The sequence below is a fragment of the Roseovarius sp. CAU 1744 genome (assembly GCF_039839345.1).
Taxonomy (GTDB): Bacteria; Pseudomonadota; Alphaproteobacteria; order Rhodobacterales; family Rhodobacteraceae; genus Roseovarius.
In genome coordinates this window covers 1-25,119 of the sequence record NZ_JBDOQV010000010.1, presented here as the reverse complement: position 1 = coordinate 25,119, position 25,119 = coordinate 1, and the positions used below count along the sequence as shown (strand labels likewise).

General features: G+C 62.8%; 22 protein-coding genes and 1 tRNA gene. 9 read left to right on the top strand and 14 right to left on the bottom strand.

The features are described 5' to 3' along the window. Positions 1-8: 8 nt before the first annotated feature. The 3 genes from AAFO92_RS18865 to meaB form a co-directional block, all read right to left on the bottom strand. A complete protein-coding gene (locus tag AAFO92_RS18865; protein WP_347537808.1) occupies positions 9-1,553 on the bottom strand; it encodes a GGDEF domain-containing phosphodiesterase in 1,545 nt (514 codons plus the stop codon). A 55-nt stretch (positions 1,554-1,608) separates the two neighbouring features. After that, positions 1,609-2,478 (bottom strand): tRNA 2-thiocytidine(32) synthetase TtcA, encoded by an 870-nt coding sequence (gene ttcA / locus AAFO92_RS18860; RefSeq protein ID WP_347537806.1) that lies wholly within the window; start codon positions 2,476-2,478, stop codon positions 1,609-1,611. 138 nt (positions 2,479-2,616) lie between these two features. Continuing rightward, positions 2,617-3,591: a methylmalonyl Co-A mutase-associated GTPase MeaB gene (gene meaB / locus AAFO92_RS18855; protein WP_347537804.1), complete on the bottom strand. Its 975-nt coding sequence runs from the start codon at positions 3,589-3,591 to the stop codon at positions 2,617-2,619. A gap of 114 nt (positions 3,592-3,705) precedes the next feature. On the opposite strand from meaB, the gene hrpB reads away from it, so the two are divergent. Continuing rightward, on the top strand, positions 3,706-6,150 hold the full coding sequence (gene hrpB, locus AAFO92_RS18850; RefSeq protein WP_347537802.1) for an ATP-dependent helicase HrpB: 2,445 nt from the start codon (positions 3,706-3,708) through the stop codon (positions 6,148-6,150). Between the two features lie 293 nt (positions 6,151-6,443). Here the strand turns inward: hrpB and AAFO92_RS18845 are convergent, their stop codons facing one another. Beyond that, entirely contained in the window at positions 6,444-7,430 is a 987-nt protein-coding gene (locus AAFO92_RS18845) for a sterol desaturase family protein (protein ID WP_347537800.1), read from the bottom strand. 100 nt (positions 7,431-7,530) lie between these two features. On the opposite strand from AAFO92_RS18845, the gene AAFO92_RS18840 reads away from it, so the two are divergent. Beyond that, a complete protein-coding gene (locus tag AAFO92_RS18840; protein WP_347537798.1) occupies positions 7,531-8,463 on the top strand; it encodes a LysR family transcriptional regulator in 933 nt (310 codons plus the stop codon). A gap of 83 nt (positions 8,464-8,546) precedes the next feature. Then, positions 8,547-9,623, top strand: coding sequence for a pyridoxal-phosphate dependent enzyme (locus AAFO92_RS18835; protein WP_347537796.1), 1,077 nt, complete (start codon positions 8,547-8,549; stop codon positions 9,621-9,623). Between the two features lie 19 nt (positions 9,624-9,642). On the opposite strand, the gene AAFO92_RS18830 is transcribed toward AAFO92_RS18835, so the two are convergent. From AAFO92_RS18830 to AAFO92_RS18790, 9 genes are all read right to left on the bottom strand, one after another. Then, positions 9,643-11,004, bottom strand: coding sequence for an HD domain-containing phosphohydrolase (locus tag AAFO92_RS18830; protein ID WP_347537794.1), 1,362 nt, complete (start codon positions 11,002-11,004; stop codon positions 9,643-9,645). An 89-nt stretch (positions 11,005-11,093) separates the two neighbouring features. Beyond that, a complete protein-coding gene (locus tag AAFO92_RS18825) occupies positions 11,094-13,061 on the bottom strand; it encodes a cache domain-containing protein (protein ID WP_347537793.1) in 1,968 nt (655 codons plus the stop codon). Between the two features lie 67 nt (positions 13,062-13,128). Then, complete coding sequence (locus tag AAFO92_RS18820) at positions 13,129-13,854, bottom strand: RES family NAD+ phosphorylase (RefSeq protein WP_347537791.1); 726 nt, start codon at positions 13,852-13,854, stop codon at positions 13,129-13,131. Then, a complete protein-coding gene (locus tag AAFO92_RS18815; protein WP_347537789.1) occupies positions 13,832-14,212 on the bottom strand; it encodes an antitoxin Xre-like helix-turn-helix domain-containing protein in 381 nt (126 codons plus the stop codon). The genes AAFO92_RS18820 and AAFO92_RS18815 overlap by 23 nt, the downstream gene beginning before the upstream one ends. Positions 14,213-14,384: 172 nt before the next feature. After that, positions 14,385-14,460, bottom strand: a tRNA-Thr gene (locus AAFO92_RS18810). A gap of 45 nt (positions 14,461-14,505) precedes the next feature. Then, on the bottom strand, positions 14,506-14,751 hold the full coding sequence (locus AAFO92_RS18805; RefSeq protein WP_347537787.1) for a MoaD/ThiS family protein: 246 nt from the start codon (positions 14,749-14,751) through the stop codon (positions 14,506-14,508). 12 nt (positions 14,752-14,763) lie between these two features. Beyond that, positions 14,764-17,016 (bottom strand): xanthine dehydrogenase family protein molybdopterin-binding subunit, encoded by a 2,253-nt coding sequence (locus tag AAFO92_RS18800; protein WP_347537786.1) that lies wholly within the window; start codon positions 17,014-17,016, stop codon positions 14,764-14,766. Beyond that, positions 17,016-17,495, bottom strand: coding sequence for a (2Fe-2S)-binding protein (locus AAFO92_RS18795; RefSeq protein WP_347537784.1), 480 nt, complete (start codon positions 17,493-17,495; stop codon positions 17,016-17,018). Before AAFO92_RS18795 ends, AAFO92_RS18800 begins: the two co-directional genes overlap by 1 nt. Further along, positions 17,492-18,355 carry a xanthine dehydrogenase family protein subunit M gene (locus tag AAFO92_RS18790; RefSeq protein WP_347537782.1) on the bottom strand — a complete coding sequence of 288 codons (864 nt, stop codon included), beginning with the start codon at positions 18,353-18,355 and terminating at the stop codon, positions 17,492-17,494. Before AAFO92_RS18790 ends, AAFO92_RS18795 begins: the two co-directional genes overlap by 4 nt. 280 nt (positions 18,356-18,635) lie before the next feature. Here AAFO92_RS18790 and AAFO92_RS18785 point away from each other — a divergent pair, with 280 nt between their 5' ends. Continuing rightward, positions 18,636-19,301 carry a hypothetical protein gene (locus AAFO92_RS18785; RefSeq protein ID WP_347537780.1) on the top strand — a complete coding sequence of 222 codons (666 nt, stop codon included), beginning with the start codon at positions 18,636-18,638 and terminating at the stop codon, positions 19,299-19,301. Positions 19,302-19,363: 62 nt separating this feature from the next. On the opposite strand, the gene AAFO92_RS18780 is transcribed toward AAFO92_RS18785, so the two are convergent. Beyond that, positions 19,364-20,233, bottom strand: coding sequence for a LysR substrate-binding domain-containing protein (locus AAFO92_RS18780; RefSeq protein WP_347537778.1), 870 nt, complete (start codon positions 20,231-20,233; stop codon positions 19,364-19,366). 124 nt (positions 20,234-20,357) lie between these two features. Here AAFO92_RS18780 and psrA point away from each other — a divergent pair, with 124 nt between their 5' ends. The 5 genes from psrA to AAFO92_RS18755 are packed head-to-tail and all read left to right on the top strand — an operon-like array spanning position 20,358 to position 24,931. Then, on the top strand, positions 20,358-21,485 hold the full coding sequence (psrA, locus tag AAFO92_RS18775) for an iron-containing alcohol dehydrogenase PsrA (RefSeq protein ID WP_347537776.1): 1,128 nt from the start codon (positions 20,358-20,360) through the stop codon (positions 21,483-21,485). Between the two features lie 52 nt (positions 21,486-21,537). Beyond that, positions 21,538-22,434, top strand: coding sequence for a phosphate/phosphite/phosphonate ABC transporter substrate-binding protein (locus tag AAFO92_RS18770; protein ID WP_347537774.1), 897 nt, complete (start codon positions 21,538-21,540; stop codon positions 22,432-22,434). A 58-nt stretch (positions 22,435-22,492) separates the two neighbouring features. After that, positions 22,493-23,245: a phosphonate ABC transporter ATP-binding protein gene (phnC, locus tag AAFO92_RS18765; RefSeq protein WP_347537772.1), complete on the top strand. Its 753-nt coding sequence runs from the start codon at positions 22,493-22,495 to the stop codon at positions 23,243-23,245. A gap of 2 nt (positions 23,246-23,247) precedes the next feature. Further along, the gene (gene phnE / locus AAFO92_RS18760) at positions 23,248-24,069 is read left to right on the top strand and encodes a phosphonate ABC transporter, permease protein PhnE (RefSeq protein ID WP_347537770.1); all 822 of its coding nucleotides are present in this window, start codon (positions 23,248-23,250) and stop codon (positions 24,067-24,069) included. 10 nt (positions 24,070-24,079) lie between these two features. After that, entirely contained in the window at positions 24,080-24,931 is an 852-nt protein-coding gene (locus AAFO92_RS18755) for an ABC transporter permease subunit (protein WP_347537768.1), read from the top strand. Positions 24,932-25,119 lie beyond the last annotated feature (188 nt).

Below are 25,119 nucleotides of genomic sequence, written 5' to 3'. Positions count from 1 at the left end.
CCTGCAAATCATCCGGTCTTGAAGCGGATTTCCGGCGGCTGGGACAGTTTCGCCAGATGGCCTGAAACCCAGGCCTGGGTTTTCCCCATCGGCATGGGCTTGCCGATCCCGAAGCCCTGAACGTGGCGGCAGCCCAGTTGCGACAGCATCACATGTTCGCCGGCGGTTTCCACACCCTCGGCCAGCGTGTCCAGTTCCAGCCGTTCGGCCATCAGGAGAATGGCGGATACCATGCGCTGCTGTTCCTGGTCCTGATCGACTTTCATCACGAAGGACCGGTCGATCTTCAGGCGCTGGATATCAAACCTGCGGATCGACGAGATCGAGGCATGACCGGTTCCGAAATCGTCCAGGTCGATCTGGCAGCCCAGTTCGGACAGGCCGCTGATGTTGCGCGCGACCATATCGTCCGGTGACGTGGCTACGACGGTTTCAAGGATTTCCACCGCCAGCCGGTCAGGGGTCAGGTTGAAGCGGTCGAGCTCCCATTCGACTTTCCGGATGAGTTTCGGATTGCTCAGTTCTTCGGGCGAGAAATTCACCCCCACCTTGGGCACCTCGATTCCCAGTCTGTCCCACTCCTTCAGCGATTCCAGTGCTTTGGACAGCATCACCTCGCCCAGCCGCTCCATCTTGCCGGCCTGTTGAATCTTGGGCAGAAACTCTGCCGGTGCAATTGTTCCGCGCTCGGGATGTTCCCATCTGGCCAATGCCTCGAAGCCGGTGACCTTGCCGGTATCCGTGGAGATCTGCGGTTGAAACCAGGGTAATATCTCGCCGTTTTCCAACGCCTTGTCGATTTCTGCGGACGCCACCGTACCGCCACCGCGGATCTTGCGCATGTCCGGCGAATAGGACCGGATCGACGAAGGTCCGTTACGCTGTGCGGCGATCAGGGCGATCTCGGCCGCCTCGACCATCTTTTGGCCGTTGTCCTGGTGAAAGTATGTGTCCAGGCAAATCCCGACCGAGGCCGAGACATAGATCGTGGCATCGCCCAGTGAGATGGGTTTTTCCACCGCGGCCTGCAGGCGCCCGGCCACCTGCAAGGCGATGTCGAGATTGAGATGCGGCACCGGCGCCAGCACAACGCCCAGTTTCCGATCTTCGTGTTTTGCAACCTGGTCGCGCGTCCTCATGGTCCTGTTCAGCCGGTCACGCAGCCGGTCGACGACATCCTGTGCCACCGCACGCCCGTAACGATCGACAAGGGCGTCGAAATCGTCGGGCGCCAGCAAGATGCAGGCTGTGTGTTTGGCATTGCGTCGGGCCTGGTTGAGCGCCCGGCCCAGATTATCGCTCAACCTGCCCTTGGGTGTGCGCCCAAAGCTTCCTGCGGGCTTTTTCAAGCGGTGCCGCAAGGTGCGTATCAGCGCATATGCCGCCAGGGCAACCGGAAACCCTATCGCCATCACGGTCAGGCCTGTTTCGCCGCCGATCCAGTATCCCGCAAGCACGAACGATGGCAGAAAGGCCAACATCAATGGACCCGACAGCAGCGGTTGCGATTTCAGGTGCGCGGCAGAGGCAGCTCGTTTCAGATGACGGTACATATAGCGATTCCCGTGATTGCGGGAGAAAGCTAGTCTTTTTGCCCTCAAGACGGTCTTAACGAAGCACCGGTGCGGCCCCGGCTTTTGCATTGAATTTTACCGATTCCCGCTGCAATCCCGCAAAGTCGAACAGATTGGGATCCAGCAGATGCGAGGGGCGGGCATTCATCAATGCGCGGAACATGACCTGCCGGCGTCCCGGGCTGTTGGCCTCCCATCCGTCCAGGATCTGCTTGACCTGCTGGCGCTGCAACCCGTCCTGAGAGCCGCAGAGATCGCAGGGAATAATCGGATAGTTCATCGCGGTGGCGAATTTCTCGCAATCGGCCTCGGCCACATGGGCCAGCGGGCGGTAGACAAACAGATCACCCTCTTCGTTGACCAGCTTGGGTGGCATCGTGGCCAGGCGACCGCCATGAAAGAGATTCATGAAGAAGGTCTCGAGAATGTCATCGCGATGATGCCCCAGCACAACCGCCGAACACCCCTCTTCGCGCGCAATACGGTAAAGGTTCCCGCGTCTTAGCCGGGAACACAGCGCGCAATAGGTGCGCCCGGCGGGCACCTTGTCGACCACCACGGAATAGGTGTCCTGATATTCGATCCGGTGCGGCACACCCATCCGCTCAAGGAACTCTGGCAGGACCGTTGCGGGAAATCCGGGCTGCCCCTGATCCAGGTTGCAGGCCAGGATATCGACCGGCAAAAGCCCGCGCCATTTCAATTCATGCAGAACCGCCAAGAGCGTATAGCTGTCCTTGCCCCCCGACAGGCAGACCAGCCAGCGCACGTTCTTTTCGACCATGCCATACTGCTCGATCGCCTCGCGCGTCTGACGCACGATGCGCTTGCGCAGCTTCTTGAACTCGGTGGTCGAGGGCGCACCGGCAAAAAGCGGATGGATATCGTCTGCATCATCTAGCATGGGCTGGCTTTATGCGGTTTGCAGCGATGCGGCAAGGGGGAGGATGGGAACGGCCGGCGGCGCTGCGCGCCTAGATTTCGGGCAAGGGTGCCGTGGCCGTTTTGGGCTCTGAGCCGACAAACCGGACTGAGGTCGCCGTTATTGGTTGAGTTTATCCAGCATTTCCTGCGCCGCCAGTGAGGGGACGATCGCGCCTTCGGCGACCTTGCCCGCGAATTCCTGCATCCGGGCCTTGGCCTCGGGGGTGTCGAGCCGGGCCAGCAGGCCCTGGCGCACCTCCTGCTCGAACCAGTATCGCGCCTGATCGGACCGGCGTGCGGCGAAATGCCCGTTTTCCCGCCGCCAGCCGGTCAGCGCGGTCATCTCGTCCCAGGCCTTGGCCAGGCCATCTTCTTCGAGGGCCGAGACCATCAGCGCCTTGGGGAAACCCTCGGGATCCTGCGGGCGTTTGCGCAAGAGCCTGAGCGCGCCGGAATAGTCCGAACAGGTGCGCGTTGCGGCCGGTTTCAGATCGCCATCGGCCTTGTTGACCAGGATCAGGTCGGCCATTTCCATGATGCCGCGCTTGACGCCCTGCAGTTCGTCCCCCCCGGCGGGGGCCAGCAGCAGGATGAACAGGTCCGACATCTCGGCCACCACGGTTTCCGACTGACCGACCCCCACGGTTTCGATCAGCACCACGTCAAAACCCGCTGCCTCGCATACGGCGACCGCCTCGCGCGTGCGCCGCGCGACGCCGCCCAGATGGGTCTGGCTGGGCGAAGGGCGGATGAAGGCGCCCGACTCGCGGCTGAGCCGTTCCATCCGCGTCTTGTCCCCCAGGATCGAACCGCCCGACCGTGCCGAGCTGGGATCCACCGCCAGCACCGCGACGCGCAGCCCCTGTCCCGTCAGCATCATGCCGAAGCTTTCGATGAAGGTCGACTTGCCGACGCCGGGCGTACCTGACAGGCCGATGCGGATGGCCTGGTGATCATCGCGGCGCAGCGCGTCCATCAGTTCGGCCGCCTGCGCGCGATGTTCGGGCTTGGTGCTTTCGATCAGCGTGATCGCGCGTGCCAGCGCACGCCGGTCCTGGGCGGTGATTTTCTGGGCCAACTCGGGGATGTTCATGGTGGCGGCGCTTCCGGGGTCAAATCTCTGACCGTCTACATGCCTTGGCCGGGGCGCCCTTGTCCAGAGCACCCGGCGGTGGAAAAGGTCGCGCAATTGGCCGATAAGCGGGACATGAAGGCTGATTTGCCCATCCGTGATGCGCTTGCGCCCCTGATCGCCGCCCTGCGGTCGCGCGGCCGTGCCGTGTTGCAGGCCCCGCCGGGCGCTGGCAAGACAACGGTGGTGCCGCTGGCGATGCTCGGGGCCGACCTGTGCCGGGGCCGTATCCTGATGCTGGAACCGCGCCGCCTGGCTGCCCGCGCCGCCGCGGAACGCATGGCCGAAACCCTGGGAGAGGCGGCCGGCCAGACCGTGGGATACCGGGTGCGCGGTGACGCGAAGGTGTCGCGCCGGACCCGGATCGAGGTGGTGACCGAAGGCATCCTGACCCGCATGATCCAGTCCGACCCGGAACTTGCCGGTGTGGGCGCGGTGATTTTTGATGAATTTCACGAACGGTCCCTGAACGCCGATCTGGGTTTGGCCTTGTGCCTGGAAATCGCCGGCGCGCTGCGCGACGATCTGTTGCTGCTGGCAATGTCGGCGACGCTGGATGCGGCGCCGGTGGCGGCGTTGATGGGTGATGCGCCGATGGTCACCTCGGAAGGACGCAGTTTCGCGGTGGAAACGGTGTGGCTGGACAGGCCGGTGCCAAAACAACAGCGATACGAACAGGCGGTTTCGGATCTGGTCGCGCAGGCGGTGGCCGAAACCGAGGGCGGCGTTCTGGTCTTCCTGCCCGGCGAGGGTGAGATTCGCCGCGTCGAGACGTTGCTCAAGACGCGCCTGCCGGCGGAGTGCCATATCCGCCCTCTCTTCGGTGCAATGGGGTTCGCGGCGCAGCAGGCGGCGATTGCGCCGTGCCGCGACGGGCGCAAGGTCGTGCTGGCCACGTCGATCGCCGAAACCTCGCTGACCATCGAGGACATCCGCGTGGTGGTCGATGGCGGGCGGGCGCGGCGGGCGCGTTTCGATCCGGCCAGCGGGATGTCGCGGCTGGTCACGGAACCGGTGACGCGGGCCGAAGCGACGCAACGCGCGGGCCGGGCAGGGCGTGTGGCCAAAGGCACCTGCTACCGGCTCTGGACACGGGGCGAGGAAGGGGCATTGCACGCTTATCCCCCGGCCGAGATCGAAGCCGCGGACCTAGCTGGCCTGGCGCTGGAACTGGCACTGTGGGGCAGCAATCCGCAGGACATGCCGTTTCTGACGCAGCCCAATCCCGGCGGATTTGCCGAGGCAAAGGCGCTGCTGAGGATGCTGGGCGCGCTGGATGGCGACAACCGGATTACCCAACACGGCCGCGATCTGGCGGCGCTGCCCCTGCATCCGCGGCTGGCGCATATGCTGACCGTGGCGGGGCCAGATGCCGCACCTCTGGCGGCGCTGCTGGCAGATCGCGATCCGCTGCCACGCGGAGCGCCGGTGGACCTGTCCCTGCGCCTGCTGGCCCTGCGGGATTTCCGCGGCTATTCCGACAGGCACCCGTGGCAGGTTTCTCGCGGCGCGGTCGAGCGTATCCGCGCCGAGGCGAAACGGCTGGCGCCGCGGGCCGCTGGCGGCGGGCAGTTCAGCGATGCCGAAATGGCCGCGCTGGCCTATCCCGATCGCGTGGGTCTGCGTCGCAAGGGAGATGCTCCGCGCTATGTCTTGTCCGGCGGCAAGGGGGCAGTGCTGCCCGATGGCGATGATCTGTCCGCCACGCGACTGATTGTCGTGACCGATCAGGATGGCGACCCGCAAGATGCGCGCATCCGCCAGGCGATCGCCATTTCCGAAAGCGAATTGCGCGGGCTTTTCGCCAGCCAGATCAGATGGATGGAAAGCTGCCGATGGTCACGGCGCGAGCGCCGCGTGATCGCCCGGCGGCAGGAATGTTTCGGTGCCCTGGTATTGGACGACCGCCAATGGAAGGGTGCCCCGACGGAGGCAGTGGCTCGCGCGATGCTGGACGGGGTGCAGGATCTGGGCCTGAACTGGACCGGTGCGGCCCGCCGATTTGTTGCGCGTGTCGAGCTGTTGCGCGAGGCCGGCCACGATCTGCCGGATATGAGCGAGGCCACGCTGATCGCCGAACTGGAGACCTGGCTTTTGCCCTATCTGGACGGTCTGACAACGGCGCAGGACTGGAAAAGATTTGAGATGCTCGACGCGCTGCGCGCGCGGCTCGACTGGACCCGAATGCAGGAAGTGGACCGCGCCGCGCCGGCGCACTTCACCACGCCCCTCGGTCGCAGGATTCCCATCGACTACAGTGGCGAGGCGCCGGAAATCAGCCTGCGCCTGCAAGAGATGTTCGGGCAGGTCGAACATCCCGCCGTGGGGCGAACGCCGTTGCGGGTCACGCTCCTGTCCCCGGCGGGCCGGCCCTTGCAGACGACGATGGACATCCCCGGTTTCTGGGCCTCATCCTACGCAGATGTGCGCAAGGAAATGCGCGGGCGCTACCCCAAGCACCCCTGGCCAGAAGATCCGACGAAGGAAGATCCCACCTTGCGGGCCAAGCGACGGGACTAGCGCCCACTGCCGGATTGAGCGCGCTTCCGCGCACGCAGTATCTCTCGTTGTCGGCCTTCGGCCTCCTCCTCGGGGCGCTCGCCGCCGCGGTGACGCGTCTTGCCAACCTGGCGCCTTGGACAGAAACGCTACTGCCTCCGGCAGGAGTATTTGCAGCAAGCTGAAGCAGGGCGTCCTTTTTCATCTTGCCTGAAATACTCCGGGGTTTGGGGCAGCGCCCCAAGGCCTGCGCGGCCCGAGCGCAAAGCGCATCCGGGTGAGCGGCGCGAACGCCTTTTCGGGGATCAGAGCGATCAGGCGCGCCGCTGGCGGCGTTCCTTCAGCCGCTCATGAGCTCCGGGCGTGCCATCATGGAACGATCCGAACCACTTGTCCCAGGGCATCTCGAGATTGCCGTAATTCACCTCGAAATAGCGGTGATGCATCTGGTGGTGAAAGGTGCCGAGCGCCAGCCGTTTCTTGTCTTTCACGAGCAGGTTTTCAAACCCTGTATGGGAGGTGACTGCCGTCAGCGACTGGTGCTTGAGGTGAAAGAGGATGTGCAGCGGGTGCGCGGGGATGATGAAATGGATCAGGATGGCGCTGAAGAAGATCACGTGTTCGACCGGGTGCATCGACAGACCGGACCACGGCCCGACATTGACATTGCGGTGGTGCAGCGCGTGGGCCAGGCGATAGAGCGGCCCCCAGTGCAGCGCCCGGTGGACCCAGTAGAAATGGAAGGAGATCCACACCGGGGTCAGCAGAAGGAGCAGGATGAACCAGATCGGATGCGCGCCGAATGACAGTACCGGCGCCCAGCCGTTACCCATCGCCCAGAGCATCAGCACCTCGTAACCCGTCCAGCTGCCGACGCCACTGGTCATCGACCAGAACATGTTATCGCGCACCTGCCCACCAAAGCTGAACTGCCTGCCCTTCAGCATCAGGTCTCGCTTGTCAAATTTCAGGCGCATCTGCTGACCCTTGCGCATGTAGAAGAACCAGTGAAGCCCGCCGGCGATCAGCAGCATCAGCGCAAGGTTACGCAGCCAGATGCCCAGCACCCATCCCGGCGCCAGCGTTGCCGTGGTTTCGAGTGAGGGGGACAGCCACACCCAGCTGACCGATGCAATGCCGAGGACAATGACGTTTTCCGCCAGCGACAGCCAGCGTGCCGCCACCCAGGATGCCATGCGTCGCGGATCGGGTGGCCAGTTGAAGAAGGGCGATACCTGGATCGGCACGTCGGGCGTATGGTGCCAGCCGGGCAGGGCCGGGGTTTCTTCGCGGTTCTGCATGTCGCTCTCCTGACAATCACCGATCAGTCTGCCACGGATGCCAATATTGGAAAAACAGAATTATATGATAACTGATATCTGAATTTCCGAGGAGACTTTGATGCAACCTGATCTTCGCCTGTCCCTTCGTGCCTTGCGCGCCTTCGTGGCGACGGTTGACCACGGGTCGATCACCGGCGCGGCGCGGTCGCTCAACCTGGCGGCATCGGCGGTTGCCGCCGCGCTGGATCAGGTCGAAGCTGAATTCGGCGCGGATCTGTTGATCCGGACGCGGGCGCGGGGGATCGCGGCCACCGCCGAGGGGCGCGAGATTGCCGCGCGCTTCCGGCATTTGCTGGAAGATTACGCCGAGGTGATGGATCACGGCCGCGCCCTGGCCCAGACACTGAGCGGCACGTTGCGCATCGGCTATTACGCGCCGGTGGCGCCGGCCTTCCTGCCCGCGGTTCTGCGCCCGATCCTGCGGGAAAACCCGTCGCTGAACCTGGAGATCCACGAACACGATAACGACAGCGCGCAGGAGGCTCTGTTGAGCGGAAAGCTGGATGTGATCCTGTTTGCCGGGCAGGATCTGCGCAGCGGGATCGCGATCCATCCGCTATGCGATCTTCCGCCCTATGTCCTGGCGCCTGCGGGGCATGCGCTGGCGGCGGGCGGGCAGGTGACATTGGCGGCGACGGCGGCCTGCCCGATCATCCAGTTGGACCGCCCCCTGGCGCGGCCCTATCTGGAGCGCCTGTTCCGGCAACATGGCCTGAAACCCGACATCGTGGCGCGGGTCGACAGCACGGAAATGGTCCGCAGCCTGGTCGGGGCCGGAGCCGGGGTTGCGGTTCTGTCGATGAAACCGCTGATCGATGTCAGCTATGGCGGCGACGATCTCTGCGCCCTGCCGCTTGAGCCGGGCCTGCCGCAACTGCAACTGTTTGCCGGGCATGTGCAGGGGCGTCCGCGCAAGCCCGTTTCTGTTTTCCTGCAGGCACTGGAGGCTTTCATGATCACACCGGTGGCACGGCGCCTTGTCTGCGGTTGAAACGGAGCGCCCTAGGTGGCTGGCGATGTGCGCCGTGATCCGGTAGGCTCGGGCCGACTGCGGTACCGGATAAGGGGGACAAGATGGCAGAAAATGGTATTCGCCGCACCAATGGGCGCGGCCGGCTGTTCGATAGCGTGCTGGATACAATCGGCGATACGCCGGTGATCCGGGTGAACAACCTCGCGCCCGAGGGCGTGCGCATGTATGTCAAGGCCGAGGCGTTCAACCCGGCGGCCTCGGTCAAGGACCGGCTTGCGGTCAACATCATCGAAGAGGCTGAACGAAGCGGCGCCCTGAAGCCGGGGCAGACGGTGGTGGAGGCGACCAGCGGCAACACCGGTATCGGGCTGGCGATGGTCTGTGCGCAGAAGGGCTATCCGCTGGTGGTGACAATGGCCGACAGCTTCTCGATCGAGCGCCGCCGCCTGATGCGGATGCTGGGGGCAAAGGTGGTGCTGACGCCACGGGCCGAGAAGGGTTTCGGCATGTACAAGAAGGCGGTGGAACTGGCCGAGACACATGGCTGGTTCCTGGCGCACCAATTCGAGACCGATGCCAACGCGGCGATTCACGAGACCACCACCGCACGGGAAATCATGGCGGATTTCGCGGACGAGCGTCTGGACTATGTGGTTACCGGCTATGGCACGGGCGGCACCGTGACCGGTATTGGCCGGGTTCTGCGCAAGGAACGCCCGGAAACCAGGATCATCCTGTCCGAACCGGCCAATGCGGCGCTGGTCAGCAGTGGCCACCCGCAGGAACGGCTGGACGATGGTGCGCCAGCAGTCAGCCACCCGGAGTTCGAACCGCACCCGATTCAGGGCTGGACGCCCGATTTCATTCCGCTGGTGCTGCAGGAGGCGATCGATGCCGGGTTCTACGATGACCTGATCCCGGTATCAGGGCCGGAAGGGATCAAATGGGCGCGGGAATTGGCCAGCAAGGAGGGTATCTTTACCGGCGTGTCCGGCGGGTCGACCTTTGCGGTCGCGATGGGCATCGCCGAACAGGCCGAGCCGGGCACGGTGATCCTGGCGATGCTGCCCGATACCGGTGAGCGGTACATGACCACGCCGCTCTTCGAGGGCATCCCCGAGGATATGACGGAGGAAGAGGCCGGCATCTCCCGCTCGACCCCCGGATTCCAGATGTAAGCGATCGGCGCGGCCATGCTCAGCTGTTGGCGATGGCCGTTTGCAGGGCGGCATAGCAATCGATGTCGATGGCGTGGCCGACCATCTGATCCATGATCGTGCAGACCTTTTCGAGGGGCAGGGCCGGGCGGTAGGGACGCTCTGACGTCAGCGCGTCGAAGATATCCGCCACGGAAAGAACCCGCATGTCCCGCGTCAGATGTGCGGCGGTCATGCCGTATGGATACCCTTTGCCGTCAAGCCGTTCGTGATGGGCCGCGGCGGTGATCGACAGGTCGTGAAATGCCGGAATGCGGCCCAGAATCTGCTGGCTGAACAGGGGGTGAAGCTTGACCTGGTCGAATTCGGCGCCGGTCAGCTTGCCGGGCTTGTCCAGAATCGCGGTTGAAACGCTCAGCTTGCCGATGTCGTGCAAAAGGCCCGCGCGCATCATCCATCGGCGATGGCCCGTAGAGTAACCCATCTCGGTGCAGATCGTACTGATCAGCTGTGCCACGCGTTCGGAATGTCCTGCGGTGAATGGGCTCTTGGCATCGATCACCTTGGCGAAGGCATAGGCGATCTCGTCCAGGTGATCCTCGTCAACCAGGTGGGCCTGGCGGGCGGGTTCGCTGGCAAGCAGATGCGCCTCGAGCCCCGGATCGTGGAAGGCCTGCGCGAAACCCGGCCGCTGCAAGACGTCAACGAAAACCGGCACCAGGTCGGGATCGAACCATGCGCCTGCCCGGCTCTGCAACTCCGAGATCGCGGCCCGGTGACCCGTTTCCGAACTGAAAATCTCGGCCACCTGCGCCAGCAGGGCGATACGGGCATAGAGCGGGATTTCGGACCCGTTCAGGCCAGCGGGACGACCGCCCCCGTTCCAATGCTCGTCAAGATTGGCAATTCCCTCTGCCACATCCTCGGAAAACCGCATCACGCGCGCCAGCTCCGCCCCGCGGTCGCTACGGGCCTTGAACAGGCCGGCGACGATATCATCGGAATGCCTCAACACGTTGCTCACGGTTCCGAGACGCTTGAGAAATCCCGATTCCGAGGCGGTATGCGACAGCAGGAATTCCAGCCCCCGCCGCGCGGTGCCGTCCACCAGTTTGTGACTTCGTTTGAACCCGATGTCATCGGTCAGAAAAAGCTGGCAGATATGGGCGGCATTCGCGCTGCCGCCAAGATCCTTGAGCAACAGGGTGAAATAGAGATCCGACCGCTGCGAGGTCGTGAGGTCAAGCGCCTCCGCGGCCTCCATCCCGATCCAGCAACAGCGCATCGCATGTCCGGGCGGCCTGCCTTCGGCCATGTCGAGCGCATGGCTGAGTGCGCCCAGAAGTTCACCAAGGCTGACAACAGGATCGGAAGAGGAGGGGAAACTGGGGTTTGGTTGCATGGCGAAAACAATACCGGAACTGAAACTGCGCTGAGCCGCTGTCTTACCGGCTTTCGCCTAACAAGCTGTTACCCGGCGATTTTTTTGGCTCATGCCGCCACGTCGCCGGCCTGGTCATTTGGCAGCCAGACCGTGAACACCGCCCCGCCTTCGGCGCGGTTGGCGACCGAGACCAGGCCATTGGCGTTCTGGATCAATGTCTGGCTGACCGACAGGCCCAGGCCGGTTCCCTCGCCCAGCTTGGTGGTAAAGAACGGATCGAATACGGTCTGGAGTTTCTCCTCGGAAATGCCCGGGCCGGTATCGGCGATCACCAGCTGCGCGCCCGCAATGCCATCACGACCGGCCGAGGTGACCGAGATGTCCAGCGCGCCGTGCCCCTGCATGGCCTGAACGGCGTTGATGATCAGGTTGATGATGACCTGCTGCAGTTCTCCGGGATTGATCCGTACCGGCGGTGCATCGCCACGCTCAATCGAAACGCTGATTTCGCCCTTGGAGATGACATGATCCACCAGGACCAGACAGTCATCCAGAACCGATGCCACATCGACGCTCTCCTCGAAGGTGCCAAACTCGGACGGGCGGGCGAATTGCAGAAGTTTGCCGACGATGGCGTTGATCCGCCCCACCTGCTGGTCGATCAGCGCCAGTTCGGTCATCACCGGCTGCGCCCCGTCGCCCAGCGTCTGACGGATCACGTCAACATTGCCCTGGATCACTGCCACGGGATTGTTGATTTCATGCGCGACCCCGGCGGTGATTTCGCCAATCGAGGCAAGTTTCTCGCTCATCACCAGTTGCTGGTAGGTGGATTCGAGCTTTTCATTGGCTTCGCGCAGCTCCGCGGTGCGCTGTTCAACCCGAACGTTCAGTTCGTCCGCCCAGCTGCGCAGCTTGCGGTCGCGTTCCTGGACCTGGTCCAGAAGCGTATCCAGATGCGCGGCAACAGTGCCGATCTCATCCTTCGAAGACACTTCGCCGATACGAGCGCCCAACTCGCCGGATTCGACCTTTTCCATCGTCTTGGTCATCTGTTCAAGCGGTGAAAAAATGCCCCCGGCCAGACGCAGGAACAGCGGTGCGGTCAGTGCCAGAACCAGCGCGAAGGCAGAGAAGATCAGGATGTAGCTGCTGCGCTTGGCGGCGGTGAAGGGTGCCTCGAGAAAGCCGACATAAAGCATGCCCACCCGCTCGCCAAAGCTGTCGATCAGGGGCAAGTAGCCGGAAATGTACCAGTCATTGACCACGAAGGCGCTGTCCAGCCAGGTCTGTCCCTCGACCAGCACCTTGTTGCGGACCGCGGCCGAGACGCGGGTGCCAAGCGCGCGCGCGCCCTCGAAGAGCCGCACGTTGGTCGATACCCGGACATCTTCCAGGAACAGCGTTGCGGTGCCCTGACGCTTTTCCTCGGCGCCCTCGGAATGGTAGACCAGCGCGTTGATCGTATCGATGAAATCGAGGTTGCGGTTCAGCAGGATGCCTCCGACAAGCACCCCCAACCGTCCGGGTACGCGTACATCCGTGGCGGTATGGATCACCATCCCGCGGTCCTCGACCGTGCGGTCGGTGGGCACGGCGGCCTCGGTGTCGATCAGGGGCAGGCGTGCCCGTGCCGCCAGGTCCGGAGACAGGGCGTCCAGATCCGCGGCCGAGAAGATGTCGATCTCGCTGCCGCCTGTACCGGCAACGGCGGTCTTTATCACGGGCCATTGCCGGGCGGCATCCTGCGCCTTGCCCAGCGGCAGGTAATAAAGGAAATCCAGCTGCAATGTTGCGCGGTTGCGGTCGAGATAGGCGGCGAAAACCGCGTCCGGCAACGCGGCAGCATCTTGAAAGGCGACCGAGCGCGCCAGGCTTTCGACATCGTCCCCGGTGGTCAGGAGGAGCCGCTGCATGTATTGCTCGGCGATACGCAGATCGCTTTCGACATTGGCGATCAGAACGTCATCGTAATTGGACGACCAGCGGCCAATCGCCACGAATAGCAGCATCGGCATCAGAACCATCAGCGGCAACAGGGCCAGGATCAACAGCCGCAGCCGAACAGAGGTCATGGGCACAGGGGGTCTTGGGTCATCGGCGCCAGCTTAGCGCCACGGCGCAATCCCGGCAAATGTGGCGTCAGGCCGGGTGCAGCAGGGCCTTTTTGCCGACGACGAACTGGTGCCGTTGCCGCAGGGTTTCGCAATGCGCCCGCACCAGATGTGGCGTCAGCATCAGGTGCCAGGTTTGGGTCGAGATCGGTGCGGGCTGGGCAAAGCCGGCGCAATCCAGCACCGCCACATTCGGCCCGCGATCGGGATGCCGGGCCGAGCTATAGCGGATCGCCTGGCAGCCCGAAGCGCGCACCCGGTCTGCCAGGTCCAGGCAGTCGCTGTAATTGTCCGGGTCCGTCCAGCGGCCCTGATCCGCCATCTCGGGCGCGGTCAGGTCGATCGACCTGTCTACCCTGATATCTGCCATCACCGCCGTATGCTCGACCGGCCATCGCGGCATCGGCGTATCGGGTGAGGCGGCAAAGAACGCCAGACTGCCCCAGATGCTTTCGGCCACAGCGGTCAGCACCTTTTCGGACCCGTACCAGACCCCCGGCGTGGGACCCGCCCGCCTGAAGCGCGAGGCGCGCGGATAGCAGCCATAGCGGAAGGGCGACCAGAACTGGTAATCCAGATGCCGGCAGGGCGCGGGCACCGGCGGCTTGGCGGCCTCCAGCACATCCTCCAGCACGGACTGTTCGTTATCGGTATCCACGATTCGCATGGTCGAGGCGCGATACTGCCCCTCGATCACCCGCCAGAGATTGCCGCGATAGGGTGGGAAGCTGTCAGGTAGGCGCACGGGCGGCATCAAGATAGTTCATCACCGCAATCAGGCCGGTCGCCTGCATCATCATCTGCCGCGGAATGCCGTTCAGAACATGGTTTTCGTTGCCGATCCACCCGCGCATCGTGTCGGGATCGGCCCCGGCAATCGCATCCAGCGACCGGAAGACACGGATCAAACAGGTTGCCAGCTCGAAAGGCTTGCCCTGCAGGACATATCCCCCGCCTTTCATGCGCGAAACCGTTGCCTCGCTCACGCCGATCGCCTGCGCCAGCTCGCGCTGCGACAGGCCAAGTTCCTGGGCCGCATTGAACACCGCCTTGGCCACCACCCGTCCCGGCTCGGGGCTGACATCATCTATTCTTTCAGCAGGCGCAGACATGTGAATTCCCTTCCTTAGAAAGATATATAGCATAACTTTCACATGAATTCAATATTTCTGCCATTTAGCATCAAGAGTAACCGAGACGACCCTCGGCAAAGAGGCATCCGTATTCAGATTTCACTGGTGAATGCTGCCCACGTCGCCCGGCGATCAAATTGCCGGGATGCTGTGGTGCCGCTGAAGGGACTCGAACCCCCGACCCCATCATTACGAATGACGTGCTCTACCATCTGAGCTACAGCGGCGCGACGGTTCGTTTAACGGGTCACGCGGTTTCGGGCAATAGGTAATCAGCCACCTTTCAGCCGCGCCAGCAACACCACTTCGCTATCGGGCCTGATCGGGGTGAACCAGCTGTCGTTATATATCCGGCCGTCGATGGCAACGGATACGCCGCGATCCAGTTGCGGGCGCAGGCCGGGAAAATTCCCGGCCAGCCCGTCCAGCAATTCGCGCAGGGTCGCGGCCTCGACCTCTACCTCGGTCTGGTCGTCGGTCATGGCCGCAAGCGAGCCCCATATCCTGACCTTGACCATTGCGCGCCCCTGCTATTTCGCCTGCAGCGCCCTGAGCACCCTGGGCGGGGACATCGGCAACTGCGTCAGGCGTACGCCAGCCGCCTCGGAGACCGAATTTGCGACCGCGGCCAGCGGCGGCACGATCGAGGTCTCGCCCACGCCGCGCACGCCGTAGGGATGGCCCGGGTTGGGAATCTCCAGGATGACCGTGTCGATCATCGGCAGGTCGGAGGCGACGGGAATACGGTAATCGAGGAAGCCCGCATTCTGCAGCACGCCATCGTCACCATAGATATATTCCTCGTTCAGCGCCCAGCCGATACCCTGCACGGCACCGCCCTGGAACTGGCCCTCGACATAGTCGGGATGCACCGCCTTGCCCGCGTCCTGGAAGACCGTGTAGCGCAGGATCTTGACCGCGCCAGTGTCGGGATCGACCTCGGTATCGACCATATGGGTGGCAAAGCTCACACCTGCGCCCTCGGGGTTGGCCTCGTGATGGCCGGCGATCGGCCCGCCGGTATTCGAGGCGATCGCCGCAATTTCCTTGAGCGTCATGGGCGGGTGCTTGCCGGCGTTTTCCCCGGCCGGGTGGGCGGCGCCGTCCTCCCATTTCACGGCGTCTTCGTCGATGCCCCAGGTCATGGCGGCGCGCTTGCACATCTCGCGCTTGGCGGCGCGGGCGGCCTCGATCGTCGCCAGCCCCACGGCAAAGGTCACGCGGCTGCCATCCGTGACCTCGTTCTGGCCCAGCGATCCGGTGTCGGCCACGATGGTGCGGACCTGTTCGTAGGGGATGCCCAGTTCCTCGGCGGCCATCATCGACATCGACGCGCGCGAGCCGCCGATATCCGGGTTGCCCTCGGAAACGGTCACGGTGCCATCGGGGGTGATGTTCAGCGACACGCAGGTATCGCCACCGAAGTTGAACCAGAAACCGCAGGCCACGCCCCGGCCCTGGTTCTTGCCCAGCGGCGCGGTCCAGTGCGGGTGATCCTTGGCGGCGCGCAGCGTGGCCTCAAGGCCGATCGCCGGGAAGGTCGGGCCGTAACTGGCCCTGGTGCCTTCCCGCGCGGCGTTTTTCAGCCGCACCGCAAGCGGATCGAGCCCGAAGCCCTTGGCCAACTCGTCAACGGCGCTTTCCACCGCATAGGCCGCCATCGGCGCGCCCGGCGCACGATAGGCCGCCTGTTTGGGGCGATTCGTCACCACGTCCCAGCCGATGGTCTTGACGTTCTCAAGGTCGTAGGGCGCAAAGGCCGACATCGCGCCGAATTCCACCGGCGATCCCGGATAAGCCCCACCCTGATAGCGCAATTCGGCAAAACCGGCGGTGATCCGGCCGTCCTTGGTCATGCCGATGCGCACATCGACCGAACTGGAGGCCGTGGGGCCGGTGGCGCGCAGCACCTCAGAGCGGCTCATCACCATCTTGACCGGGCGGCTTGTCTTGCGTGACAGCGCCAGCGCGACGGGTTCCAGGAACACGGTGGTCTTGCCGCCGAAGCCGCCGCCGATTTCCGAGGCGGTCACCCGCAGCTGACCCTGTTCCATGCCCATGATCGCGGCGCAGACATTGCGCACCATGTAGTGGCCCTGCGTGCAGCACCACAGATCGGCCTGGCCGTCCGCGCCCATCGACGCAAGGCAGGCATGGGGTTCGATATACCCCTGGTGGGTGGCCTCGGTCCTGAAGGTGCGCTCCAGCACGCGATCGGCTTTGGCCAGCCCGGCCTCGATATCGCCGTGGCCGAACTCGTATCGCGACAGGACGTTTGCCGACATGCCTGCCGGCACGGATTCATTGGCGCGGCCCTTGTGAAGCGCCGGCGCATCCGTTTCCATTGCCGCGTCGACATCGGTGACATGCGGCAGCACTTCGTAATCGACCTTGATGAGTTTCAGCGCCTGCTTGGCGATGGCCGCCGACGAGGCGGCGACGGCCGCCACCGCGTGACCATCATAAAGCGCCTTGTCACCGGCCATGCAGTTGTCAAGGATGTCGGCGGTGGCATCGTCACCGGTGATTTCGTCAAAATCGGCACGTGTGACAACCGCGTGAACGCCGGCCAGCGCCTCGGCGGCCGAGGTATCGATCGAGACGATGCGCGCATGGGCGTGCGGGCTGCGCAGCACCCGCCCGACCAGCATGCCCGGTGCGCTCATATCTGCGCCAAACCTGGCCTTGCCCGTCACCTTGTCGATGCCATCGGGGCGTTTTACCCTGGTGCCCACCACCTTGAATTCGCGGGCCTGATATTGCTGCTTGTCATCCAGTGCCATTACGAAGCCTCCCGCATTTCCTGCGCCGCATCCATCACGGCACGAATGATCTTGTCATAGCCGGTACAGCGGCAGAGGTTCCCCGCCAGCCAATACCTTGCTTCTTCCTCGCTCGGGTCCGGGTTCCGTTCAAGCAGCGATTTTGCCGCCACCAGCAGGCCCGGTGTGCAGATCCCGCATTGCAGGGCGGCATGTTCGATGAACTTGCGCTGCAGCGGATGCAGCTGATCGCCGTCGGCCATGCCCTCGATGGTGCCGATCTCGTGGCCCTCGGCCTCGGCCCCCAGCATCAGGCAGGAACACACGAGGCGACCATCGACGGTGATCGAACAGGCACCGCAATCGCCGGTGCCGCAGCCTTCCTTGGCGCCGGTCATCCCCAGCCGGTCGCGCAGCGCGTCCAGCAGGGTTTCATCTGCCTCGCACAGAAATTCGGTCGGGTCGCCATTCACTGACGTTGTGACGTGGATCTTGCTCATGCCGCACCTCCTGCGCGTTTCCTGGCAATGACGGCGGCGCGCCTGGCCAGCACCCCGGCCACGTGCACGCGGAAATCGACCGTGCCGCGTTTGTCATCAATGGGTTTTGCCGCCGCCGAACAGGCGGCCGCCAGCGCCTCTAGCGCCGGATCGTCAATTTTTGTTCCGATCAGGGCGTTCGCCGCCTCGGGCACCAGCAGCACCGTTGGCGCGACCGCACCCAGCGAAACCCGCGCCGCGGTGCAGGTGCCCTCAGCGTCCAGCGTCAGCGACACGGCGCAGCCGACCACGGCGATATCCATCTCGGTGCGCGGGATGAACCGCAGGTAGGCATCCGCCGACCGTTCCGGCCGTTCAGGCAGCAATATCGCCTCGATCAGCTCGCCCTTTTTCAGCGAGGTCTTGCCCGGCCCTGTCGGAATCTCTTCGACCGGTACATCGCGGCTGCCATTTGGCCCTGCGATCCGCGCCACCGCCCCCGCGGCGACCATCGCGGGCACACTGTCGGCGGCGGGCGAGGCGTTGCACAGGTTGCCGGCCATCGTGCAGCGGCCCTGAACCTGGGTCGAGCCGATGAGGTTGGTGGCCTCGACCACGCCGGGCCAGTCGGCAACCAGCGCCTCGTGCTCGCCCATTTCGGCGCCAGAGACAGCCGCGCCGATGCGCCAGCCGCCCTTCTCGGGCGTGATCTGGCACAGCGCGTCTATGCGCTTGAGGTCGATCACCGCATCGGGGTCTGCCATATCCGAGCGCATCCTGACCAGGAGGTCGGTGCCCCCGGCCAAGACTCGGCAATCGCCGGAGTGGCCGGCCAGCGCGCTGACCGCTTCTTCGACAGTGGTTGGGGCAAGATACTGCATGTTTCGCTTTCCAGGCTTGCTAGTGGCTTTTCGTGGCGGACTACATCCGAAGATACGACGGATGACAATAGAGATATTCCAGCCTCGGGTTTTTCGATCTCCGACCGGATTGTCAACCGAACCGGTGATCCCGGTACCATCTGTGCCACAGGTCGCGGGAATTGTCCAAGAACCGCAGTTTGCTCCGCGCTGCGTGCGGATTGTCGATAAAACTTGATGCGACGGTCCGGCTCGCCTATCTGCTCCTGATCGTCACCCAAGACAGGCAGAGGGTCCGCCAATGCAGCATCTGGAAAAAATCGACCGCGCTTTGATGTCCACGATCATCACCGTGCTGATGCTGACCGTCGGGATCTATTTTTGGGACAAGCAGTATTTCACCTTCAAATTCGCGGCCGAGGACGGGTTCGCAGAATATGGCACCGCGCTGGCTTTGCTCGTGGGCTGCCTGATCCTGATCCGGAACGCGCTGTCGCTGAAGGGCCGCGCCGCGCCCACCCTGGCGGTCAGCCTGACGTTTTTCTACGCGGTGCTGTTCTTTTTCGGTGCGGGCGAGGAGATTTCCTGGGGGCAGCGCATTTTCGGCTGGGAGACCAGCGAAGCCATGAAGGAAATCAACCGGCAGGACGAGACCAACCTGCATAATATCGAGATCGGCGGCGTCGCGCTGACCAAACATCTCTTTGGTCCGGTTCTGACCGTTGTCATCCTGCTTTACCTGGTGGTTCTGCCGCTGCTCTACCCCCGTGTCGGCTGGATCTCGGCACTGGCGGACAAGTTTGCAGTGCCTGTTCCGGGGTTGCGCCATGCGGCGCTGGCGCTGATCGGCAGCCTGGTAATTGCAGCCATCACCGTCGAACGGAAATGGGAGGTCTACGAGCTTGTTTTCGGGCTGCTGATCGTGTCGATCTTTCTGTTGCCGCAGAACCGTGAAAAAGTGACCTGAGGCCGATAGGCGCGGCGCCTGCCGGACGCAGGTCCGGTTTGGCGTTTCACAACTGGACGCCTTCACACCTTGTTGCCCTGAATATCGTTTATCGCGACCTCGCAGAACGAGTCGATAAGGCGCGACTGCCGGCGTTCGGCCAGGAATGCCAGGTAATATTTCGTCTGAACCTGCACGTCAGAGATTTGAATCGCGCGCAGGTTGGGGTGCGGCACGAATTCGAAATCGGCGACGAAGCCCAGCCCCAGCCCCTGTTCCACCGCTTTCCAGATCGCCTCGCGACTGCCAAGTTCCAGAACCGTTTCCACCCCGATGCGGTGCTGTTCCAGGACGTTCTCGATCGCCATGCGGGTGGTTGACCCGGCTTCGCGCCGGATCACCTTCTGGCCTTCGAGCTCGGCAAGCGAGATACTGTCCCGATCGAAAAACGGATGGTCCGAATTCACGAAGATCACCACCTCGTGCACGCTGTAGGGCAGAGTCTTCACACGCGGGTCCGAGGGTACTTCGGCGATGATGCCGACATCCGCCTCGAACGCCAGGATTCTCTCGAAACAGCGGCTCGAATTGCCGAAGCGTACCTCGATGTCGATCAGGGGGTATTTCTGTTTGTAGGCCACGATCATGTCCGTGGCATGAAACGGCCCCACCGCCGCGATATTGAGCTTGCCCGCGTTGAAGCCGCGAAACGAGTCGAGCAGGTTTTCCGCGTCCTGCTCGGCCTGGTCCAGCCGCGAGGTGATCTCGAACAGCTCCCGTCCCGAGACGGTCAACTCAACCTTGCGCCCGAACCGCCTGAACAGATCGACGCCGTATCTGTCCTCAAGTGCCTTTACCTGCGTGGACAACGTGGGCTGGCTGATATGCAGGGCATTTGCCGCGCTGGAAAAGCCGCCGTATCGGGCAACGGCGTGGAATGATCTGAGGGCCATCTTTAGCATTCACCCAGTATATAGTTATTATATAAACAATCAATTTGTTATATATTTTGTTTCGCTCCACACTGCCTGCCTAACAGTCGATCTGGTTCGTGACACATTGGGCATGAGGGACGTTATGTGGACATACAGCAATCCGGTAGCCGTGATCTTTGGCTCTGGCGAATTCAAAACGCTGACCGATCTGATCGCCGGACGCCGCTATGCGCTGGTGACCTATCCCGAGCCACATTTCGCCGAACTTGCCTGCCGGCTGGAAGCATCGGCGGGCGCTCCGGCCCTGACGATCGATGACGTGGCACCAAATCCCGACTACGAACTCCTGAGCGAACAAAGTGCGCGCTTTGCCCAGGCCGGAAAGGAGATCGACGTGATCGTTGCCCTGGGCGGCGGCTCGGTCATTGACTCGGCCAAGGTTTTTGCGGCGGCAAATGGAGACTTTGGCAATGTCGCGCGTTTCCTGGAAACCAAGGACGGCGCGGATGCGCTGACTTTCCTGCCGATCATCGCCGTCCCCACTACTGCGGGCACCGGCAGCGAAGTCACCTGCTGGGCGACTGTCTGGAACGAAAGCCAGGGCAAGAAATACTCTCTCGCGCATCCGCGCCTCTATCCGGAAACGGCCCTGATTGACCCCGAACTCATGCTGGGAAAGCCCGTCGGGCTTACCATGGCGACAGGCCTCGATGCGCTGTCGCATTCTTTCGAAAGCATCTGGAACGTCAACGCAAACCCGGTATCGGCGCGCCATGCGGTTGCAGCCTCCAGACTGATCTTGCAATCGCTGCCCAAGGTGATGCGTGACCCGGGCAATCTGGACCTGCGCAGCGACATGGCCGAAGCCTCGCTTTGCGCCGGGCTTGCCTTTTCCAACACCAAGACCGCGATCGCGCACAACCTGTCTTACCCGATCACGCTTGGCTGGGGTGTGCAGCACGGCATTGCCTGCTCGTTCACCCTGCCCACGGTGCTGCGTTCGGTCATCGGCATGGGTGGTTTTCGCGAGGCGGCGCTCAAAGAGATTTTCGGGCCGGATCTGAGTGCCGGCGCCGACCAACTGGCGGAATTCCTCAACAGCCTGGGCGTTGGCACAAGATTTGCCGATCACGGCATTCCGCACCAGCGATGCGCAGACATCATCGACGAAGCCTTCGCCGGAGAGCGCGGCAGGAACTTCATCGGTACCAAGGAAAACTTCATCGCGGCCGCTGAGCAGCAGGATGTCATCCGCCTGACAGCGGCGTGAACGATAAGGCGGGAAAAACCCGCCAGATTGCAACCAACTCAAGGAGAATGAAATGAAACTGACAAACGCGATCAAGCTGGCGATTTCCGGTGTGGCGATTGCCGCCGCGGGTATCGCCGCCGCCGAAGAGTGCAAGAACCCCGACGTTCTGCGCTTTTCGATGATCCCGACCGAGGAAACCACGCAGGAGTTGTCGCTGTACCAGCCGATGGTGAACCAGCTCAAATCCGCGACCGGCAAAGAGGTCGAATTCTTCCTGCCCACCTCCTACGCTTCGGTGGTCGAGGCGATGCTGGGCGGGTTCGTCGATATCGGGATGCACGGCCCCTATTCCTACGTGATCGCGCAGGAAAAGGACCCCTCTCTCAAGGTCTTCGCCACCTATGCCAAGCACAAGGGGCATTTCCAGGAGGAAGGGCCGGGCTACAAGGCCGTGCTGGTGTCACGTTCGGATTCGGGCATCGAGAAGATCGAGGATCTGGAGGGCAAGATCGTCGGCCTGACCGATCCGGCCTCGACCTCGGGCAACCTGTTGCCGCGCGTGTCCTTCACCGATGTGATCGGGGCGCAGCTCGAAGATCATTTCAGCCGCGTCGTCTATACTGGCGGTCATGACCTGTCGGCCATCGCGGTGCTTGAGGAACAGGTTGACGTCGCCTTTGTCGCGACCCACCGCCTGGACAACGTGATCGACCGCGGCCTGGCGAAAATGGAAGATTACAACCTGATCTGGTCCTCGCCCGTTATTCCACAGGATCCGTTCGTCGTTTCTGGTAAGCTCTGCGATGACCTCGTTGAACAGATCAAGGGCGCGTTCCTGACGCTGAACGAAAGCGATGAGGGCAGGGAGTACCTCAAGAACGTGAACGCCAGCAAATTTGTTGCGATGACGGATGCGGATTACGACATCATCCGCGCCCTCAAGGCGGCGAAGGACGCCAAGAACTAATCAGGAAATTGGCCTGACCTGCGCCTGGCGGGTCAGGGCAACCCAATGGAGGAGAGACATGGCTGTACTGACCGTCAAAGAACTGAAAGTCCGTTACAGTGCAAAGGGTCCCGAAATTCTCAAGGGCATCGATTTTGAAGTTCTGGACGACGACTTTCTGGCGATTATCGGCCCGAGCGGCGCGGGTAAGTCCACATTGATCCGCTGCGTCAATCGCCTGGTCGAACCATCCGCCGGCAGCATTCATCTTCTGGGTCAGGATGTCTGCGCCCTGAACGTCAAGCAGCTGCGCAAGCTGCGTCGCGATGTCGGCATGATCTTTCAGGAATTCAACCTGATCAACCGCATGTCGGTGATGGACAACGTGCTGTCGGGCCGGCTGGGATACACGGGCAACATCCGTTCCTTCTTTCGGGCCTTTCCGCAGGAAGACGTGAAGCAGGCGCTTTACTACCTCGACCGGGTGGGGCTGAGCGATCATATCAACAAGCGCGCGGACGAGCTCAGTGGCGGACAGCGCCAACGGGTCGGCATCGCCCGCGCCCTGATGCAGCGCCCGAAGCTCTTGTTGCTGGACGAGCCGACCTCGGCGCTTGATCCCAAGATTTCGCGCGAAGTGATGGCGCTCATCCGCGATATCGCGCGCGAACTCAAGGTGCCGGCGCTGTGCAATATCCACGATGTGCAACTGGCCAAGGAATTCTGCAACCGGATCATCGGCTTGCAGGACGGCTACAAGAAATTCGATGGCGCCACCGAGACCATGCGCGATGAGGATCTGGACGTCATCTACGAGATGGAGGTGCTCTGATCATGGCCTCGATTGACATCTCCCCGGCGGCGCTCGAGCTTCAGGGCGATCTGCGCCGCAAGCGTTTCCTCAAGATGGGCCTGATCTGGGCGCTTGTGCTGATCTTCATCGGCTGGTGCCTTCAGGGCACCATCATCGAAGATACGGACTGGTCCCGGATTGGCGGCCGAAACGGCATATGGGCCTCGATCGGCCGCTATTTCAGCCTGGATCTGGGTCTCTTGCCCGAATTGATCATCCCGACGCTTGAGACCTTCATGATGGCCTGCGTGGGGACCGTCCTGGGATGTTTCTTTTCCCTGCCGGTCGCCTGGCTGGGCGCGGCAAACGTAACGCCCAGCAAGACCATCTTCTACCCGCTTGGCCGCTTCCTGATGGTGCTCAGCCGCTCGGTACATGAAATCGTCTGGGCGCTCATCTTCGTCAGCGCCGTGGGACTTGGCGCGCTGCCGGGCATCCTGGCCATCGCCATGCGTTCCGTCGGGTTCATTTCGAAGATCACCGCCGAGGCGATCGAGAATATCGACGCCAAGCCGGTCGAGGCGATCCGCGCCGTCGGCGGCAACCAGTTTCAGGTGATGTATTACGGCATCCTGCCGCAGATCTATCCTGTGGTGCTGGCCACGGTGATCTTCGAATGGGACATCAACATTCGCCGTTCGGCGGTGATGGGGCTGGTCGGCGCCGGTGGCCTCGGGCTGCTCTTCTTCCGCCAGATGAACAGCTTCAACTATGGCGGTGTCTCGATGGTCATCGTCGCCATCCTGCTGCTGATCCTTCTGGGCGAAGTGATCTCGCACTACCTGCGCAAAGCCGTGATTTGAGGAGATGGCCATGATCGAACACACCACCACTCCCGATGCGGTCGACACCACGAAGGAAACACCGCAATGGTCGCGCTACAGGTATCCTGAATCGCTCTACAAGCACGGGACGCTGCTGCTCATCCTTCTTTTCCTGGGCTATTCGCTGCACTTCCTGAATGTCGACATTGCCCTGCTCTTTGGCGCACTGGGCCGGTTCGTGGGCGTCGTCGGGGATCGCTATTACCCGCCCGATCTCGAATACGTGCTGGACTGGGGCTATGTCGGGTCAATCCTGGACACGCTGCAGATGTCCTTCCTCGGCGGGTTTGCCGGTGTCTGCCTGGCCATTCCGCTGGCATGGTTTTCAGCCTGGAACGTCACCCCCCAGCGTCGCATCCTGTTCCCGGTGGGCCGCCTCGGCGTGATCTCCTGCCGGGCCATCCATGAGACCATCTGGACCATCCTCTTCGTCTCGGTTCTGGGCTTCGGGATGCTTGCGGGTGTCAGCGCGCTCACGATGTTCTGCATCGGTTTCGCCGGCAAGCTCTTCGCCGATGAAATCGAGGCCATTGAGATGGGACCGGTCGAAGCGATGCGCGCGGCAGGGGCCAACCCGTTCCAGGTTTTCATCTACGCCGTCGTGCCGCAGGTGCGTGTCGCCTTCACCGGCATCGCCATCTACACTTGGGACGTGGCCTTTCGCGCCGCGACCGTGGTGGGCTTCTTCGGCGGCGGCGGCATGGGCTGGTATCTCAAGCGCAACGTCCAGCAGCTTGAAAACCTGCGGGTCGCGGCAATCATCCTGTCGATCGTGGTGATGGTGCTGATCGCCGAGTTTCTCTCGGGTTGGCTGCGCGCCGCCGTGAACCGCGCCAAGTAATCGCAACTGAATCGAACAACCGGGCGACAGCCGAGTTGGGCTGCCCAAGATGAAAGGACGACTAAAATGAACATACAGAAGCCGATATTTGCGAATGATCGGGTGTATCCGGTGCCGAAGGTTTGTGCGGTTGCGATATGTCTGGACGGGTGTGAGCCGGCGTATCTGGAGGTTGCGATTGCGGAGGG